The organism is Polaromonas sp. AER18D-145, assembly GCF_002379095.1.
Lineage (GTDB): Bacteria > Pseudomonadota > Gammaproteobacteria > Burkholderiales > Burkholderiaceae_C > Polaromonas.
In genome coordinates this window covers 1-16376 of record NZ_NBZV01000010.1, presented here as the reverse complement: position 1 = coordinate 16376, position 16376 = coordinate 1, and the positions used below count along the sequence as shown (strand labels likewise).

Here is a 16376-nt window from a genome sequence, read left to right as displayed (position 1 = left end):
CCGGGAATCAGAAATTCAGCGTCCGCTTGTCGACGGCCAGCGCCGCCTCCTTGGTGGCCTCGCTGAGCGACGGATGGGCATGGCAGATTCTCGCAATGTCCTCTGCGCTGGCACGGAATTCCATGGCCACCACACATTCGGCGATCAGTTCGCTGGCGAAGGGGCCGACGATGTGCACGCCGAGAATTTCGTCGGTGGTGGCGTCCGCCAGCATTTTCACCATGCCGGTGGTGTCACCCAGGGCGCGCGCGCGGCCATTGGCCATGAAGGGGAAGGTGCCGGCCTTGTAGGCCCGGCCCGCCGCCTTGAGCTGTTCTTCGGTCTGCCCGACCCAGGCAATCTCGGGGTTGGTGTAGATGACCCAGGGAATGGTGTTGAAGTTGACATGGCCGTGCTGGCCGGCGATGCGCTCGGCTACCGCCACGCCCTCTTCTTCCGCCTTGTGCGCCAGCATGGGGCCGCGCACCACATCACCGACGGCCCAGACGTTGGGCAAATTGGTTTTGCATTCCTCGTCGACCACGATGGCGCCACGCTCGTCGAGCTTCAGGCCCACGGTTTCCGGCGCCAGGCCAATGGTGTTGGCGGCCCGGCCGATCGAGACAATCAGCTTGTCGACATCGAGCGTCTGGGCCTCGCCCTTGGCGTTGGTCCAGGCGACGGACACACCTTTTTTGTCGGTCTTGATCTCACCGACTTTGACGCCGAGCTCGATCTTCAGGCCCTGCTTGACAAAGGCCTTGTGCGCTTCCTTGGCGATCTGCTGATCAACAGCACCCAGGAAGGTGGGCAGACCTTCCAGAATGGTCACCTCGGCACCGAGGCGCCGCCAGACCGAGCCCATTTCCAGGCCGATCACGCCGGAGCCGATCAGGCCCAGCTTTTTGGGCACCGCACCGATGCGCAGGGCACCGTCGTTGGACAGGATTGTTTCCTCGTCGAAAGGCGCGCCGGGCAAGGCGCGTGCATTCGAACCCGTGGCCACGATGACATGTTTGCCGGAGAGGGTTTCCTCGGCGGCTCCCGCCACCTTGATGTCATAGAGACCGTCCTTCGCCGCGACGAAAGAACCCCGGCCATGGAAGAAGGTGACCTTGTTCTTCTTGAACAGGTAGACGATGCCGTCGTTGTTCTGCTTGACGACCGTGTCCTTGCGCGCCAGCATCTTCGCGACGTCCAGGCCCAGGCCCTTGACCTCGATGCCATGGTCGGCAAAGTGGTGAGCGGCATGGTCGTAATGTTCGGACGATTGCAGCAAGGCCTTGGACGGAATGCAGCCGATGTTGGTGCAGGTACCGCCCAGGGCCGGGCCGCCCTTGGCGTTTTTCCACTCGTCGATGCAGGCCACGTTGAAGCCCAGCTGGGCAGCGCGGATGGCGGCGATGTAGCCGCCGGGGCCGCCACCGATGACGATGACGTCAAATTGTTTGGACATGGTGATTCCTTGGTTGAAAGCGTAGCGAGCGGCTTCAGGGCAAGGTGCGGGTGACGGGCAACCGGAACGTACGCCAAGTACGTGAGAATTGCCCGAACAGGACCCGCCATGCCGCCATGAGGTCGCGCATTAGCTTTAGATATCGAATAGCAGACGAGCCGGATCTTCCAGCGCTTCCTTCATCGCGACCAGGCCCAGCACGGCTTCACGGCCGTCGATGATGCGGTGGTCGTAGCTCATGGCGAGGTAGTTCATCGGGCGGATCACGATCTGACCGTTCTCTACAACGGCGCGGTCCTTGGTGGCATGCACGCCCAGGATGGCCGACTGCGGCGGGTTGATGATCGGGGTCGACAACATGGATCCGAAGGTGCCACCGTTGGAAATCGAGAACGTGCCGCCGGTCATTTCTTCAATGCCGAGCTTGCCTTCCTGTGCTTTTTTTCCGAACTCGGCAATCTTCTTTTCGATGTCGGCAAAACTCATCTGGTCGGCATTGCGCAGGATGGGCACCACCAGGCCGCGCGGGGAACCGACGGCGATGCCGATGTCGAAATAGCCGTGGTAGACGATGTCATTGCCGTCAACCGAAGCATTGATCACCGGAAATTTCTTCAGCGCATGCACGGCGGCTTTCACAAAGAAGCTCATGAAGCCGATCTTCACGCCGTGCTCCTTGGTGAACTGGTCCTGGAACTTCTTGCGCATCTCCATGACCGGCGCCATGTTGACTTCATTGAAGGTCGTCAGGATGGCGTTGGTCGACTGCGATTGCAGCAGACGCTCGGCAATGCGGGCACGCAGGCGGCTCATGGGCACGCGCTGCTCGGGACGGTCGCCCAGGTCGCGGGCCTTGGCCGGCGCCGCCACTTTAGGCAAGGAAGTGGTTGGAGCGCCCGTAGGTATTGCGCTGACAGCTACTGATTTAGGAGCAGAGGGAGCGCCACCGGCCACCGCGATTAGCACGTCGCCCTTGGTGACACGGCCATCCTTGCCGGTGCCGGGAACCGAGCCGGAAGCCAGCTGGTTATCGGCCATCAGCTTGGCGGCGGCAGGCATCGGTACACCAGCCATGCTGCCACCGGAAGCCGCAGGCGCACTGGCGGGGGCGGAGGCAGTGGCCACAGCCGTCGCAGCCGCTGCTGCGGCAGGTGCAGCAGCAGCGACCTTGCCCTCGGTATCGATTCTGGCAATCAGCTGCTCGGCGGTCACCGTGCCGCCGTCGGCGACCAGGATTTCGGCCAGGACACCGGCGGCAGGCGCGGGCACTTCCAGCACCACCTTGTCGGTTTCGATCTCGATCAGGATTTCGTCGATGGCGATGGCGTCGCCGACTTTTTTCTTCCATTGCAGCATGGTGGCTTCCGCCACGGATTCGGACAACTGCGGGACCTTGACTTCTACGATAGCCATGTGAATTCTTTCGGGTTGTGGGTTCGATGGGGTGCGCCAGCCGGCGCAGCCCTCTTATTTGGTCAGGACAAAGCCCTTGAGCTTGCCGAAGGCGCCGTCGACCAGCGCTTTTTGCTGCTCCTGGTGCAGGTGCGAATAACCCACGGCCGGGGACGCCGAGGCCGCACGGCCCGAGTAACCCAGCTTCTGGCCTTCGGCCATGTTTTCATGGATGTAGTGCTGCACGAAGAACCAGGCGCCCTGGTTCTGCGGCTCGTCCTGGCACCAGACGATGTCGGTGACATTCGGGTACTTCTTCAGCTCGGCCGCGAAGGCCTTGTGCGGAAAGGGATAGAGCTGCTCCACACGCAGGATGGCGACGTCGTCCGCGCCCTTTTCCTCGCGCTTCTTGGCCAGGTCGTAGTAAACCTTGCCCGAACAGGCGACCACACGCTTGACCTTGTCGGCCTTGAGCCCGCCGCTGTCGGGAATCACCGTCTGGAAACCGCCCTTGGTGAACTCGGACAGTGGCGAGGTGGCGTCCTTGTTGCGCAGCAGCGACTTGGGCGTCATGATGACCAGCGGCTTGCGCAGGTTGCGCACCATCTGGCGGCGCAGAACATGGAAGATCTGGCTGGCCGTGGTCGGCTGGACCACCTGCATGTTGGTGTCGGCCGACAGCTGCATGAAACGCTCCAGGCGCGCCGAGCTGTGCTCCGGCCCCTGGCCTTCGTAGCCGTGCGGCAGCATCAGCGTGATGCCGTTGACACGGCCCCACTTGACCTCGCCCGAGGCGATGAACTGGTCGATCACGACCTGCGCACCATTGGCGAAGTCGCCGAACTGGGCTTCCCAGATCACCAGCGTGTTGGGATCGTTGGAGGCATAGCCGTATTCGAACGCCAGCACCGCCTCTTCCGACAGGATGGAGTCGATGACCACAAACGGGGCCTGGTTGTCGGCCACGTTCTGCAGCGGCACATAGGTGCCGGTGTCCCACTTCTCGCGGCTCTGGTCGTGGATCACCGAATGGCGGTGGGTGAAGGTGCCGCGTCCGCAGTCCTCCCCGGACAGGCGCACCGGGTAGCCGCTGGCCACCAGCGAGGCCAGCGCCATGTGTTCGCCCATGCCCCAGTCCACCGGAATGTCACCGCGGCCCATGGCCGCGCGGTCGTCGTAGACCTTCTTGACGAGCTGGTGGGCCGTGACCGTCGGCGGGATGGTGCTGATTTTTTCGGACAGGCGTTTCCACTCGGCCATCGGAATGGCGGTGTCGCCGGCGTCGGTCCACTTCTTGCCCAGGTAAGGGCTCCAGTCCACCGCGTACTTGCTCTTGAAGTTGGTGATGACCGGGTCAAAGGTGCTCTTGCCGGCGTCCAGCGCGGCGCGCACGGCCTTGACCATGTCGTCACCCAGCGTCTCGCCCATGCCCTGCGCCGCCAGCTTGTCGGCGTACAGCTTGCGGGTACCGGGGTGTTGCGCAATTTTCTTGTACATCAGCGGCTGCGTGAGCGCCGGCGTGTCCTGCTCGTTGTGGCCCAGCTTGCGGAAACAGATGATGTCGACCACGACGTCCTTCTGGAACTCCATGCGGAACTCGAGCGCGAGCTGGGTGGCGAGCACCACGGCTTCCGGGTCGTCGCCGTTGACGTGCAGCACGGGTGCCTCGATCATCTTGACGACGTCGGTGCAGTACAGCGTGGAGCGGCTGTCGCGCGGGTCGCTGGTGGTGAAGCCGATCTGGTTGTTGATCACGATGTGCACCGTGCCGCCGGTGGAATAACCCCGGGTTTCGGCCAGCGCCAGGGTCTCCATGACCACGCCCTGCCCGGCAAACGCCGCATCGCCGTGCACCAGCACCGGCAACACCTGCAGGCCCTTGGGGTCGGCACGACGGTCCATGCGGGCGCGCACCGAGCCTTCGACCACCGGGTTGACGATTTCGAGGTGCGAGGGATTGAACGCCAGGCTCAGGTGCACCGGCCCGCCGGGGGTGGTGACGTCGGAGCTGAAACCCTGGTGGTACTTGACGTCGCCGCTGGGCAGGTCTTCCGGGGCGGTGTGCTCAAACTCGGCAAACAGGTCGGCCGGCACCTTGCCCAGCGAGTTGACCAGCACGTTCAGGCGGCCGCGGTGGGCCATGCCAATCACGATTTCCTGCACGCCGATGCTGCCGCCGCGCTGGATCAACTCGTCCATGCTGGCGATGAAGCTCTCGCCGCCTTCGAGCGAGAAGCGTTTTTGCCCGACATACTTGGTGTGGAGGAAACGCTCCAGGCCTTCCGCCGCCGACAGGCGGTCCAGGATGTGGCGTTTCTTCTCGGGCGTGAAATGAGGCTTGCTGCGGATGCCTTCGAGTTTTTGCTGCCACCAGCGCTTCTGGTTCTGGTCCGTCATGTACATGTACTCGGCACCGATGGTGCCGCAGTAGGTCTCGCGCAGCGCATTGAGCAGCTCGCGCAGGCTCATGGTTTCCTTGCCGAAGAAGGTGTTGCTGGTGTTGAACACCGCTTCCTGGTCAGCATCGGTGAACCCGTAGAAAGACGGGTCGAGCTCGGGAATGTTGTCGCGCTCGGTGCGTTTGAGGGGGTCCAGGTCGGCCCAGCGGGCGCCGACGTTGCGGTAGGCGGCAATCAGCTGCTGAACGGCCGTGCGTTTGCGCCCCCACTCGGAATCGGCGGTGGAAGCACCCACCACACGGGTCACGCCCTGCTTGGCGCGTTCGGCGAAAGCGTTGACGACCGGCAGGTGCGGCACGTCTTTGGCGTTGCTGCCGTCAACGGCGGGCACATTTTGCAGGGCGTCGAAATACTCGCGCCAGTTGTCGGGCACGCTGCCGGGGTTGGCAAGGTAGTTTTCGTACATCTCTTCGACATAGGGCGCATTGCCGCCGAAGAGATAGGTGTTGCCTTGATAGGCCGAATAGACGGACGATGCCGCCGGCAGGGAACTCATTACGCTGACCTCCGTTTCCCTTGGGGAAACATTAGCTGGCCACAACAGGATGTGGCTGGTTGATTAACCTTCCGCAACACGGCTGGACCGATTAGCGGATGCGACTGTGGCAAGGAAGGGCCTTCAGAAACACCTTCTAATTGTGCCACCGAATGGCTAAATGACGAAACCCGGGCCGCCACCAAGGCGCCCGGGTTTTGTCAGGAAGTGTCAGCCGCTGCCGGCTGAACCCGGCGCCAGGCGCCTCAGGCCAGGCCGGGGTTGCCGGCCATGCCGACCAGGCTCGGCACATTGAGTTTGGGCGGTTTCAGGACCTTGTGCGCCTTCAGGTAAGTCTCGACAACCTCCCAGACGGGCGGTCCGGCATTCTTGCTGGCTTCCTGGACCGGCGCCCAGCTGGCCACCTTGTAGTTTTTTCCGGCTTCGACGGGCTTGCCATTCAGGCGCATGTCCTGGATACGCTGACCCATTTTGGCGCCCGGCTCACAACGGTAGCTCAGGCCGCCAACCCGCACCATGTCGCCGCCCTGCTGGTAATAAGGGTCGAGGTTGAACAGGTTATCGCCGACATCTTCGAGGATGGTCTTGATCGTTGGTATCGATTTCGATCAGCAGTTCATTGACCGATTTCTCGCGCTGGGCACTGAGCACGCGCAGGCGCATCGGGATGGCCAAAACGGCGAACAATTCCGCCGCCAGCTCAAAAACCCGCCCCTGCGCGGAAGGGCGCCCGCTTGAATCATGTCATCCATAAATGGTGCGGGCATTTGAATTTGAGTAATTACTGGTGATAGAAGCTAACTCTCTGCAAATACATCGGATATACCCTTGGAACGCATGCACAGGGCGGGTGCGAAACGTTCCGGCGCGGCACCATGGCCACAGCAGCACCGGAGACGTCCCCCAACGGGGACAAAATCACCGTAATAATTGCTGCTTTTGTGTCACAGCGTGATATAAAACCTTGGCGTCCAGGGGGCTTTTTCTTTGTCAGGTGCCTATGCTCTTCCACCGGTTCGTTTTCCTGATGACTGCCGCCTGGCTTTCTGCAGCGCTCTCTGGCATGGCCCATGCCGAGGCCGACGCGCTGGTGCGTGAATCACTGGCGCTGGCGGAACAGGGCAAGGCCCAGCAGGCCTTTGACCAACTCGCCACCGTCGAGGCCGAGCGTGCAGGTGACCCCGACTTCGACACGGTACTGGGGATTGCCGCCAACGAAACCGGCCAGTTCACCCGAGCCGTGTTTGCACTCGAGCGGGTGCTGACGGTCCAGCCCGGCAACTCGCGCGCCCGCGCCGAACTGGGCCGAGCCTTGTTTGCACTGGGTGACAACCAGGCCGCGCGGCAAGTGCTGCAGGACACAAAACGGGACGTCATCCCCGCCGAAGTGGCCCGCAAGATCGACGAATTCCTGCAGGCCATTGACCGCAATGAAGAGGCCGCCAGGTCTTCTGTCAGGGCCTATGTCGAAACCGCCGCCGGCATCGACAGCAACATCAACAGCGGTCCCGGCAATGCCAACGTCGCCGTGCCGTCGCTCGGGGGGCTGGTTCTGACCCTGGGTCCGGCCGGCGTCAAGTTGAAGGACGATTTTTACAGCCTGGGCGCCGGCGTCTCCGGACGTTTCGTGATCGACCCGCGCCTATCGCTGATTGCCAGCGCCTCCGGCAATTACCGCTTCAATCAGGACCACAACGACTTCGACACCCGCCAGTTTGACGTGAGTGGCGGGGCCAGCTACCGGATCGGCAAGGACGAGTTCACCGCGGCAGTCCAGATCGGCACCTATGCCGCCGACAACACCACCGTACGCGACCAGCGCGGCGTGGTGGGCGAATGGACCCACAGACCGGACGGCGCCAGCCAGTGGACCACCTACCTGCAGCTCTCCACCCTGCGTTACCCCGGCCAGAACCTGCGGGATGCCAACCGCCATGTGCTGGGCACGTCCTACGCCCGGGCGTTTCGCGGCGGGCTGGTGGGTTTCGGCGGGCTGTACGCCGGCACCGAAGACGAACGTGCGTCCAACGTGCCCCACCTGGGACACCGGCTCATTGGCCTTCGCGTCGGCCTGCAGCAATCCATCAACGCGGATGTGGACCTGTTCGCCAACGCCGGGTATGAAACGCGCCACTATGGCGGCGCCGACCCGCTTTTCCTGGTGAACCGCCGTGACCGGCAGACCAACCTGAATCTCGGCCTGACTTGGGTTCCGGTGGTGAGCTGGCGTGTGACGCCGCAGTTGTCCCTGCTGAGAACGAACTCCAACATTGCCGTTTCAGACTTCAGCAAGCGCGTGTTGTCGGTGACCGTCCGCAAGGATTTTTAAGCGGCCGCACCCGCTTAGCCGTCTTGACCAAGCAAACCCCGTCATTGAACGATACGCCAGGGCCCACACCATGAAACATCACTTCCCGCTGAAAAATGCCGCCATGCTGATGGCGCTGGCGGCCGCCTGGCCGCTGCAGGCCCATGCGCTGGCCGGAATCGCCCAGTTCACCGCCGGTGAAGTCAACGTGCGGCAGACCGATGGCCGGATCACCACCCTTGCCAAAGGCGGCAACATCGACAGCGGCCATGCCATCGTCACCGGTAGCGATGGACGGGTCCAGGTCCGGTTCACTGACGGTGGCCTGGTTTCACTGCAACCGAACACCGAGTTCAAGATCGCCAACTATGTCGACCAGAACAACCCCAAGGAAGACCGCTTCCTGGTTGACCTGCTGCGCGGCAGCATGCGCGCCATCACCGGCCTGATCGGCAAACGCAACCGGGCCAACTACCGGCTCACCACGACCACGGCCACCATCGGTATCCGCGGCTCGGGCTTCAAGGTGGGCTACAACCCGGACGGCTCACTGGGCATCACCAGCGAACTCGACAAAATCGAGGTCTGCAACCAGAGCGGCTGCATTGGCCTCGTGGCAGGAGAGTCGGTGAAGGTTCTCGACAACGTGACGCCGCCGGTGCGTACCAGCGAACAGCCCAAGGTCGAGACGCCCGACACCAAGAAGGATCCCGTGGTCGTGGGCGACAAGGTCAACAACTCGGGCAAGGCCGAGATCGTGGAGGCGGTAAAGCCTGCCACAACCGCCACCATAACGCCTCCCGTCGAGCGCACCTTCACGGACATCAAGGTCGCGGCAGTCGGCGTCAACGGGGGCTCGGCGTACACCCTCTCGACCGGCACCGGCGCCACGACCGTTTTCAGCGACAACAAGCTGCTCAAGCTGCAGGACACCTCGGCCAACACGCCGAAGTGGTCGGAAGCCGGCACGGCGCAGCCGGTGACCAGTTTCAAGTCTGTCGGCAATGTGAGTGACGCCAACTTCATCGGCTGGGGCATGTGGACCACCGGTCAGAAAGAGGATCCGGGCGTCCTCTCGGTGGCCAACGTGCACTACGTCGCAGGACGGCCCACGACACAGACAGAACTTACCGCGCTGTCCTACAGCGGCGTTGCCAACTACACACTGGTGGGCAACACCGCCCCCACGCAAAACGGTGTTGCAGGCACGCTCAACAGCGCGACCTTCTCGGTCAATTTCCAGACGGGTTATGCCATCACGGTGGCGATCAACACCTCGTTCGGCAACTTCACCGACTCGGCGTCCGGCAGTACGCCCTCTTTCAGCGGCACCAATATCCAGGGCATGTTCGTCGGCACCAATGCCGCGTATGCGGGCCTGACCTATGCCAAGAACCCCGGTGCCGGCATGGTCACCGGCGCGGTGGTTTTCAAGAAATAGCCACGATCCGGTCGCAGGCCACCGCGATCGCATGTTTCCACCCGCCCAAGGCTATTGAAACAGCCGGAATGCTACATTTTTCATAGCTGATGGCGCACGCGCCAACAGCGCCAGCACCATTTTTTTGCATCAAAAAATGAGCCCGGGCTGTCAGGCTGCGCCCATCAGGTCCCGGATCTGCTGCAGTGCCGCCGGGTCGTCCATGGTGGTCAGGTCGCCTGCGTCTCGTCCCTCACACACGGCCTGGATCGCGCGCCGCAGCAGCTTGCCACTGCGGGTTTTCGGCAGCACCGACACAAAACGCACACGCGCTGGCCGCGCCAGCGCGCCCAGGTCCTGGTCCACGCGCCTCATGATCTCGCCTTCGAGCTTGAGTGCGGCGGCGCTGTCGGTCAGCACGCTGCTGTCCTTGGGCACCACAAACGCCATGGCCACCTGTCCCTTGAGGCTGTCCGCCACACCGACCACGGCCACCTCCGCCGCACCGGCATGGCCGGAAATGCTTTCCTCGATCTCGCGCGTGCCCAGCCGGTGTCCCGCCACGTTGATCACGTCGTCAGTGCGGCCCAGGATGAAGTAGTAACCATCCTCGTCCCGAATGCCCCAGTCGAAGGTGCTGTAGACCATCTTGCCGGGCACGCTTTTCCAGTAGGTGTTGACGAAACGCGCATCGTCCTTCCAGATCGTCTGCATGAAGCCCGGCGGCGTCGGACCCTCCAGCACGACCACCCCCTTTTCGTTCGGCTGTGTCAGCTCTTCGCCGGTCGATTCATGCAGCAGCTTGACGTTGTAGCCGTACATTGGAATGCCGGGGCTGCCGAACTTGCTGGTTTTTTTCTCGACCGCGTTGGCAATCGTCAGAATCGGCCAGCCGCTTTCGGTCTGCCAGTAGTTGTCGATGATGGGCACGTTCAGGCCCTCGCTGATCCAGCGCGCGGTCGGTTCGTCCAGCGGCTCGCCCGCCAGGAACAAGGCGCGCAGGCTGGACAGGTCGTATTTCTTGAGCAGCGCCGGGTCCTGCTTCTTCAAGACACGCACCGCTGTCGGTGCGCTGAACATGGCCGTGACCCTGTATTTTTCGACCAAGCGCCACCAGATGCCGCCGTCGGGCTGCTTGTCCAGCCCCTGCGTCGGCAGGCCCTCGTACATCAGCGTCGCCATGCCGGCAATCAGCGGGCCGTAGATGATGTAGCTGTGGCCGACGACCCATCCGATGTCGCTGGTCGAGAAATAGGTTTCGCCTGGCCGGCCGTCGAAGATGTGTTTCATGCTGGCGGCCAGCGCCACCGCGTATCCGCCGGTGTCGCGCTGCACGCCCTTGGGCTTGCCCGTGGTGCCGCTGGTGTAAATGGTGTAGCTGATGTCGGTGGACTTCATCCATTCGCAGGGCACCTGGTCGTCCAGGTGCCTGGCGCGCAGATCCGACCACAGCTGGTCGCGCCCGGCCACCAGTTGCATGGGCGAGAGCCCACGGTCCACCAGCAGCACCGCCTCGGGCTTGTGGCTGGACAGGCGGATCGCCTCGTCGAGCAGCGGCTTGTAGGGCACGATCTTGCCGCCGCGCGAACCAGCGTCGGCGCCGACGATGACCTTGGGCGTCGCGTCCTCGATGCGCGAGGCCAGCGAGCCGCTGGCAAACCCGCCGAACACCACGCAGTGGATGGCGCCTATGCGCGCGCAGGCCAGCATGGCAAACGCAGCCTCGGCAATCATGGGCATGTAGATCAGCACGCGGTCGCCCTTTTGCACGCCCAGTGCTTTCAGGCTGGCCGCCATGCGCTGCACTTCGACATGCAATTCGGCAAAGCTGTAGGTTTTTTCAATGCCGGTTTCGGTCGACACGTAGATCAGCGCCGCCTGGCTGGCCCGGTCTTTCAGATGCCGGTCCACCGCGTTGTGGCACAGATTGGTGGTTCCGCCTTCAAACCAGTTCACAAACGGCGGCTTGTCGTAGTTGCAGACCCGCGTGAAAGGCTGCTGCCAGTCAATCAGTCTGGCCTGCTCGGCCCAGAAGGCGTCGGGCTGCTCGATCGACTGACGGTAGAAGTCGGCGTAGCTTGTCATGCGCTTGTCTCCGGAATGTTTCGTTGGGCTCAGGGCTCAGATCTTGACCACGATGCGGCCGCGCACCTTGCCGGCCATCAAGTCAGCGGCTTTTTCTGCAGCCCGGCGCAGCGGTACTTCTTCCACGATGGCGTCGAGTTTGGCCGGGTCCAGGTCCGTCGCCAGCCTGTCCCAGGCCTGCTGGCGGCGCGCCAGCGGGGCCATCACGCTGTCGATGCCTGCCAGCGTCACGCCACGCAGGATGAAGGGAATCACCGTGACCGGAAAGTCCGCCCCTTGGGCCAGGCCGCAGGCCGCCACCACGCCGCCGTAACGCGTTTGCGCGCAGGCATTGGCCAGCGTATGCGAACCGACCGCGTCCACCACGGCAGCCCAGCGTTCCTTTTGCAGCGGCTTGCCCGGTGCAGCCAGTTCGGCCCGGTCCATCACGGCGCCTGCGCCCAGTTGCTTCAGATAAGCTTCCTCGCTGGCCTTGCCGGTGGCCGCCACCACGCGGTAACCGAGCTTGCCCAGCAGCGCCACCGCCACGCTGCCGACGCCGCCGGTGGCACCAGTGACCAGCACCTCGCCGTCGCCGGGCTTCAGGCCATGCTTTTCCAGCGCCAGCACACACAGCATGGCGGTGTAACCCGCCGTGCCAATGGCCATCGCCTGGCGCGTGGTGAAAGCCGCCGGCAGCCGGACCAGCCAGTCGCCCTGCAGGCGCGCCCGTTCAGCCATCAAACCCCAGCGGGTTTCGCCCAGGCCCCAGCCGTTGTGGATGAAGGGGTCGCCGGCTTTCCAGCCTGGGTGGCTGGATTCCAGCACCGTGCCCGCACCGTCAATGCCCGCCACCATGGGCCAGTTGCGCACCGCCGGCCCGGTGTTGGTGATGGCCAGGCCATCCTTGTAGTTCAGGGTCGAATACTCGACCTGCACCAGCACGTCGCCGGCTGGCAACTGGGCTTCATCGAGGGAAACAAGCGCGGCTGAAAAACCGGCATCGGACTTGTTGAGTTGCAGGGCTTTGAACACGCTTGTCTCCGGTTATTTTTAAACTGAATTCATAATTATTTATAACAGACTTGCGTGGGGCTGACAGGTTCTTCACAGCATCCCGGATACCGTCGGTGGTCCGCCGACTTGGCCGCCCAGCGCCAAACCGCATCAGCACAACCGAGCCACGGCAACACATGGAGTGCCTGCCAATGAAAACGACGGAAAGCCCTGCCATTGCCCCCAAACCGGCGGACAGCGCGCCTCGATGGCGTCAGAACTCAAGCGCGTCGGCGATCGCCTTGATGCCGGCCTGAGCGCAGACCTCATCAACTTCGCCGCCAGGAGCACCGGAAACACCAATGGCGCCATAGATGGAGCCGCCGCCCTCGATCAGAAGGCCACCACCCACCGCGAGCATGCGCGGCACGCCGCGTATGCCGCTCATGGACCGGCCTGCCTGGGTCTCCGCCGCCAGCGCCAGCGTGGAGGTGCGGAAACTGACGGCCGTCCACGCCTTGTTGGTGGCAACGTCCACGGTGTGGGGGCCCGCGAAACGGTCACGCAGAAAGACCTGCGTCAGGCCGGCACGGTCTACCACTGCCACGCCGACCTGGTAGCCCTGCTGGCGGCAAGCCTCCATGGCCGCCCTGGCCGCTGTCAGCGCCGTTTCCGGCGTGAGTGATTTGGTCTGAAACGTTGCCTGTTGCGCAAAGGCGAGTCCGGCCAGCCCAAAGAGCACAGGGGCCAGAAGGGTTGAAGTACGCATGGTGTCTCCTGCAGATTGCTGGGTTCCAGGGAAGAAACGGGACGGCCAACTTTCAGGCGGGCGGCGCCCGCACTGGTGGGGGTAGACAGTGACACCCCGCCGCGCGGGAAAGGTCACACGGTTCATCCCCCGACTGAAGGGCAAGTCCAGCACCATCGTAGCGGCTGGCGCCGATTTGGCAAAGCCCTCCTCACCCACCCTGTCAGCTCCCTGGTCGCCGGCTGCGCCGCGACCGGGAGCGCGTAGGTCACTTGTGCGCGATGGGCTTGTCCGTGAAGAGATAGTCTTTCATCTCACTGGAAAACTTCGGATCCTTCCTGCGGATCCACTCGAGAACCATGGCCGCGTGTTCCTTTTCCTCGTCACGGTTGTGCTGGAGGATGGCCTTGAGGTCGGGGTCCTTGCAGGCATCGGCGCGCTGGTTGTACCAGTCCACCGCCTCCAGCTCTTCCATGAGCGAGACGATGGCGCGATGCATGTCCCGGGTTTCGTCGGAAAGTTCGTTGATGGGTTCGTGGTAACCAACACTGGACATGGTGTGTTCTCCTGTTGCGGTCAGTTCTTATAACAAACCCAGCCCGACGGACGGTGATCAGGGTCCTTGTCCGATCGCTCCGCTCAATGAATTCCGCGCGCTACTTCACCAGAGCCAGCACGTCCCTGAACGCCGGATGCTCCGCGGTGCGCAGCCACTCAAACGCCACCATCTCGGTCGTCACCAGTTCGGCGCCGGCGCCGGCCAGGCGGTCGAAGGCCGCGTCGCGGTTGCGTTCGGTGCGCGAGCTGCAGGCGTCGGTCACGACCCAGACTTCGAACTCTTCTTCGAGCAGGCCCAGCGCGGTCTGCAGCAGGCACACGTGCGCCTCGCAGCCGGCCATCACGATGACGCCCCGCCCTTCTTCTTCCACCGGCGCGGCCTTCTGCAGGTGTTTGGGCAGGCTGCGGGCATTGCCTCCAGCAGGGGCCTTGCGCGCGGGTGGCCGCAGCCACTCGGCCAGGCCATCGTCCACGGCGTTGAAATGCATCTTGTCCAGCGTCCGGCCACCAGCCGCCGCGATGGCAGCACCGACCCCGGGCACGTTGGGACCCAGCTTGCCGGGCGTCTGCGCCGTTCCCCAGACCGGCACGGCCAACAGCCTGGCCATGCCGGCCAGGCGCAGCGCATTGGCAAGCACGAGATCGCCTTCAAAGATGGCGGGCATCAGGCGCACCTGGTAGTCCACCAGCACGAGTTGGGAGTCATCGGCATCAAGCAACATAGGTAGTCCTGAGAGTTGGGTTCAAAATGGTTTCTCGACCCGGTGCAGCGGGAGCGCCAGGCTCTTTTCACCGCAAGCCGGTGGAATGTCAGGGCGCCGGTGGCTGTACCGGCAGTTGTGCAAACTTGAGCAGGCGCGTTGCCAGCAGGGTTTCGGCCAGGAAACACAGCAACGCCAGCAGGAAACAGAACACCCCCGAGAGGAAACTCACCGTGGCGATCTTGAGCGTGGGCAGGTCGCTGGTCTCGCCGAGGAAAAGCAGCACAATGGTCAGACCGATCAGGATGGCGCAAAAGGTCAGCAGGGCCAGACAGCCGTTGACCAGCCAGCCACGGTGCCGCAGTTCGCCCAGCTCCGCATACATCCTGACGGCTTTGGCCTCCTCGACGCCGCCACTTTCCAGCCGATTCTCCAGAAAACGCGCGCGGTCAATGATGCGGGCCAGGCGGCCCGCCACGGCGGCGATCATGCCGGAAACGGCTGTGAGCAGGAACACCGGCGCCACAGCGAGCTGTATGCCGTGGGTAACCGCGGCAAGGTCAGGCGCAAAGTTCATGCAGGACTCCAGCTTATCGGTTGGGAAGAGCAGTATTTTGTCATGCGGCCATCAGCTTGCGCGCTGGTTGTTCAGCCTGGCCAAGCTTTTGCCGCGACCTTCCTACGCAAGAGTCGTCGCTGTCCGACACGCCGTTCCAGCAAGCTCCGGCAAACTGCGGGCTGTGCGTGGCGATGCCGCCCCCGCCGGACGGCACAAGCTGTCCCCGCTGGCGGCTTGCCCGCAACAGCAAGCGGCCGCGCAGCAAGGCCCCGATGATAGGATGTTTGAGTTGCCCTCCCTGAACGTGAATCAAAAGTTATGACACCCAACCCTGTGCTCCTGCCGGTAGCCGCCCCTACCCAGGACCTGCTCCGCGAAGAGGCCGCCCGCTACGCGCTGCTGCGCCGCATCGCGCCGGCCATCCGCCACCACATGGCCGGCACACTGCAGCCCATCGGCATGATTGCCGCCATTCTCGACCGGCGGCTGCAGGCAGAGACACCCGACTTGGCCGTGCTGCGCGACAACAGCAAGTCGATCAGCACGCTGTCGCGCTCGGCATCCGCCGCCAGCATGAATCTGATCACCTGGGTGGTCCCCAAGGAAAACGGAAGCATCGCGCTGGAGGCCGGCATCGAGGAAGCGCTGGGCATGCTGGCGACCGATCTGGCCTTTCGCGGCTTCACGGTCGCCAACCAGGTCAACGCGCCCGATGTCACCACCTCTGTTTTTGCGCTGCGCACCGTGTTCACCGCCAGCCTGATTGCGCTGACCGATGCGGCGCACGCCCCCGCCAGCGTGGTGCTCAGCAGCGAACCCGCCGGTGACCAGACCCGGGTGTGCATCACGGTCACCCGGACCGAAGGCACAGCGGCGCCGGACGAGGGGCGCGGCTACCGCGCCCTGGGCTGGGACGATGTACAGGCCCTGGCGGACGCCGAGCAGGTCAGCATCCGCTACAGCGCGGCACACGCCGACATGCTGTTCAGCAGGATCGAACAGGCGCTGGTGACCGGCTGAAGCCGGCACCGTCCGCTCTCGTTTTGATAGCTGCTTTCGACCGACAGTAAAGGGTCGATGGCTATTTTTACCGGCGGATTCAAGTACAAAGCGCAACAGAAGGCAGTGTAATCGGCTGCATCTTCAAGCCATAGAAGACCTCGTGCGGGGTGAGGTAACCCAGGCACTTGCGGGGTCTGTGGTTGAGCCGGTACACCGCATCATCGACCTCATGCTGGCG

13 protein-coding genes and 1 pseudogene are annotated in these 16376 nt (G+C 63.5%); 4 read left to right on the top strand and 10 right to left on the bottom strand.

The features are described 5' to 3' along the window. Positions 1–7: 7 nt before the first annotated feature. From lpdA to B7G52_RS07385, 4 genes and pseudogenes are all read right to left on the bottom strand, one after another. On the bottom strand, positions 8–1435 hold the full coding sequence (gene lpdA / locus B7G52_RS07400) for a dihydrolipoyl dehydrogenase (protein WP_096696981.1): 1428 nt from the start codon (positions 1433–1435) through the stop codon (positions 8–10). Between the two features lie 135 nt (positions 1436–1570). Next, complete coding sequence (odhB, locus tag B7G52_RS07395) at positions 1571–2848, bottom strand: 2-oxoglutarate dehydrogenase complex dihydrolipoyllysine-residue succinyltransferase (RefSeq protein WP_096696980.1); 1278 nt, start codon at positions 2846–2848, stop codon at positions 1571–1573. 54 nt (positions 2849–2902) lie between these two features. After that, positions 2903–5782 carry a 2-oxoglutarate dehydrogenase E1 component gene (locus B7G52_RS07390; protein ID WP_371329000.1) on the bottom strand — a complete coding sequence of 960 codons (2880 nt, stop codon included), beginning with the start codon at positions 5780–5782 and terminating at the stop codon, positions 2903–2905. A 245-nt stretch (positions 5783–6027) separates the two neighbouring features. Further along, positions 6028–6375, bottom strand: a pseudogene (locus B7G52_RS07385) (5'-nucleotidase C-terminal domain-containing protein); the annotation flags it as partial. On the opposite strand from B7G52_RS07385, the gene B7G52_RS24420 reads away from it, so the two are divergent. The 3 genes from B7G52_RS24420 (at position 6362) to B7G52_RS07370 (ending at position 9531) form a co-directional block, all read left to right on the top strand. Further along, on the top strand, positions 6362–6520 hold the full coding sequence (locus B7G52_RS24420) for a hypothetical protein (protein WP_170954705.1): 159 nt from the start codon (positions 6362–6364) through the stop codon (positions 6518–6520). The pseudogene B7G52_RS07385 and the gene B7G52_RS24420 overlap by 14 nt on opposite strands. Positions 6521–6809: 289 nt before the next feature. Further along, positions 6810–8111 carry a tetratricopeptide repeat protein gene (locus B7G52_RS07375; RefSeq protein WP_170954704.1) on the top strand — a complete coding sequence of 434 codons (1302 nt, stop codon included), beginning with the start codon at positions 6810–6812 and terminating at the stop codon, positions 8109–8111. A 70-nt stretch (positions 8112–8181) separates the two neighbouring features. Continuing rightward, the gene (locus B7G52_RS07370; RefSeq protein WP_096696978.1) at positions 8182–9531 is read left to right on the top strand and encodes a FecR domain-containing protein; all 1350 of its coding nucleotides are present in this window, start codon (positions 8182–8184) and stop codon (positions 9529–9531) included. Between the two features lie 150 nt (positions 9532–9681). Here the strand turns inward: B7G52_RS07370 and B7G52_RS07365 are convergent, their stop codons facing one another. The 6 genes from B7G52_RS07365 to B7G52_RS07340 form a co-directional block, all read right to left on the bottom strand. Further along, entirely contained in the window at positions 9682–11595 is a 1914-nt protein-coding gene (locus tag B7G52_RS07365) for a propionate--CoA ligase (protein ID WP_096696977.1), read from the bottom strand. 36 nt (positions 11596–11631) lie between these two features. After that, positions 11632–12609, bottom strand: coding sequence for an MDR family oxidoreductase (locus tag B7G52_RS07360; protein ID WP_096696976.1), 978 nt, complete (start codon positions 12607–12609; stop codon positions 11632–11634). A gap of 235 nt (positions 12610–12844) precedes the next feature. Then, positions 12845–13339: a heme-binding protein gene (locus tag B7G52_RS07355; protein WP_096696975.1), complete on the bottom strand. Its 495-nt coding sequence runs from the start codon at positions 13337–13339 to the stop codon at positions 12845–12847. A gap of 247 nt (positions 13340–13586) precedes the next feature. Further along, positions 13587–13874: an encapsulin-associated ferritin-like protein gene (locus B7G52_RS07350; RefSeq protein WP_096662592.1), complete on the bottom strand. Its 288-nt coding sequence runs from the start codon at positions 13872–13874 to the stop codon at positions 13587–13589. Positions 13875–13974: 100 nt separating this feature from the next. Then, positions 13975–14598 (bottom strand): isochorismatase family protein, encoded by a 624-nt coding sequence (locus tag B7G52_RS07345; RefSeq protein ID WP_096696974.1) that lies wholly within the window; start codon positions 14596–14598, stop codon positions 13975–13977. Positions 14599–14686: 88 nt separating this feature from the next. Next, on the bottom strand, positions 14687–15154 hold the full coding sequence (locus B7G52_RS07340) for a DUF2721 domain-containing protein (RefSeq protein WP_096696973.1): 468 nt from the start codon (positions 15152–15154) through the stop codon (positions 14687–14689). Between the two features lie 300 nt (positions 15155–15454). Here B7G52_RS07340 and B7G52_RS07335 point away from each other — a divergent pair, with 300 nt between their 5' ends. Continuing rightward, positions 15455–16156 (top strand): hypothetical protein, encoded by a 702-nt coding sequence (locus B7G52_RS07335; RefSeq protein ID WP_096696972.1) that lies wholly within the window; start codon positions 15455–15457, stop codon positions 16154–16156. The last annotated feature ends 220 nt before the right edge of the window (positions 16157–16376 follow it).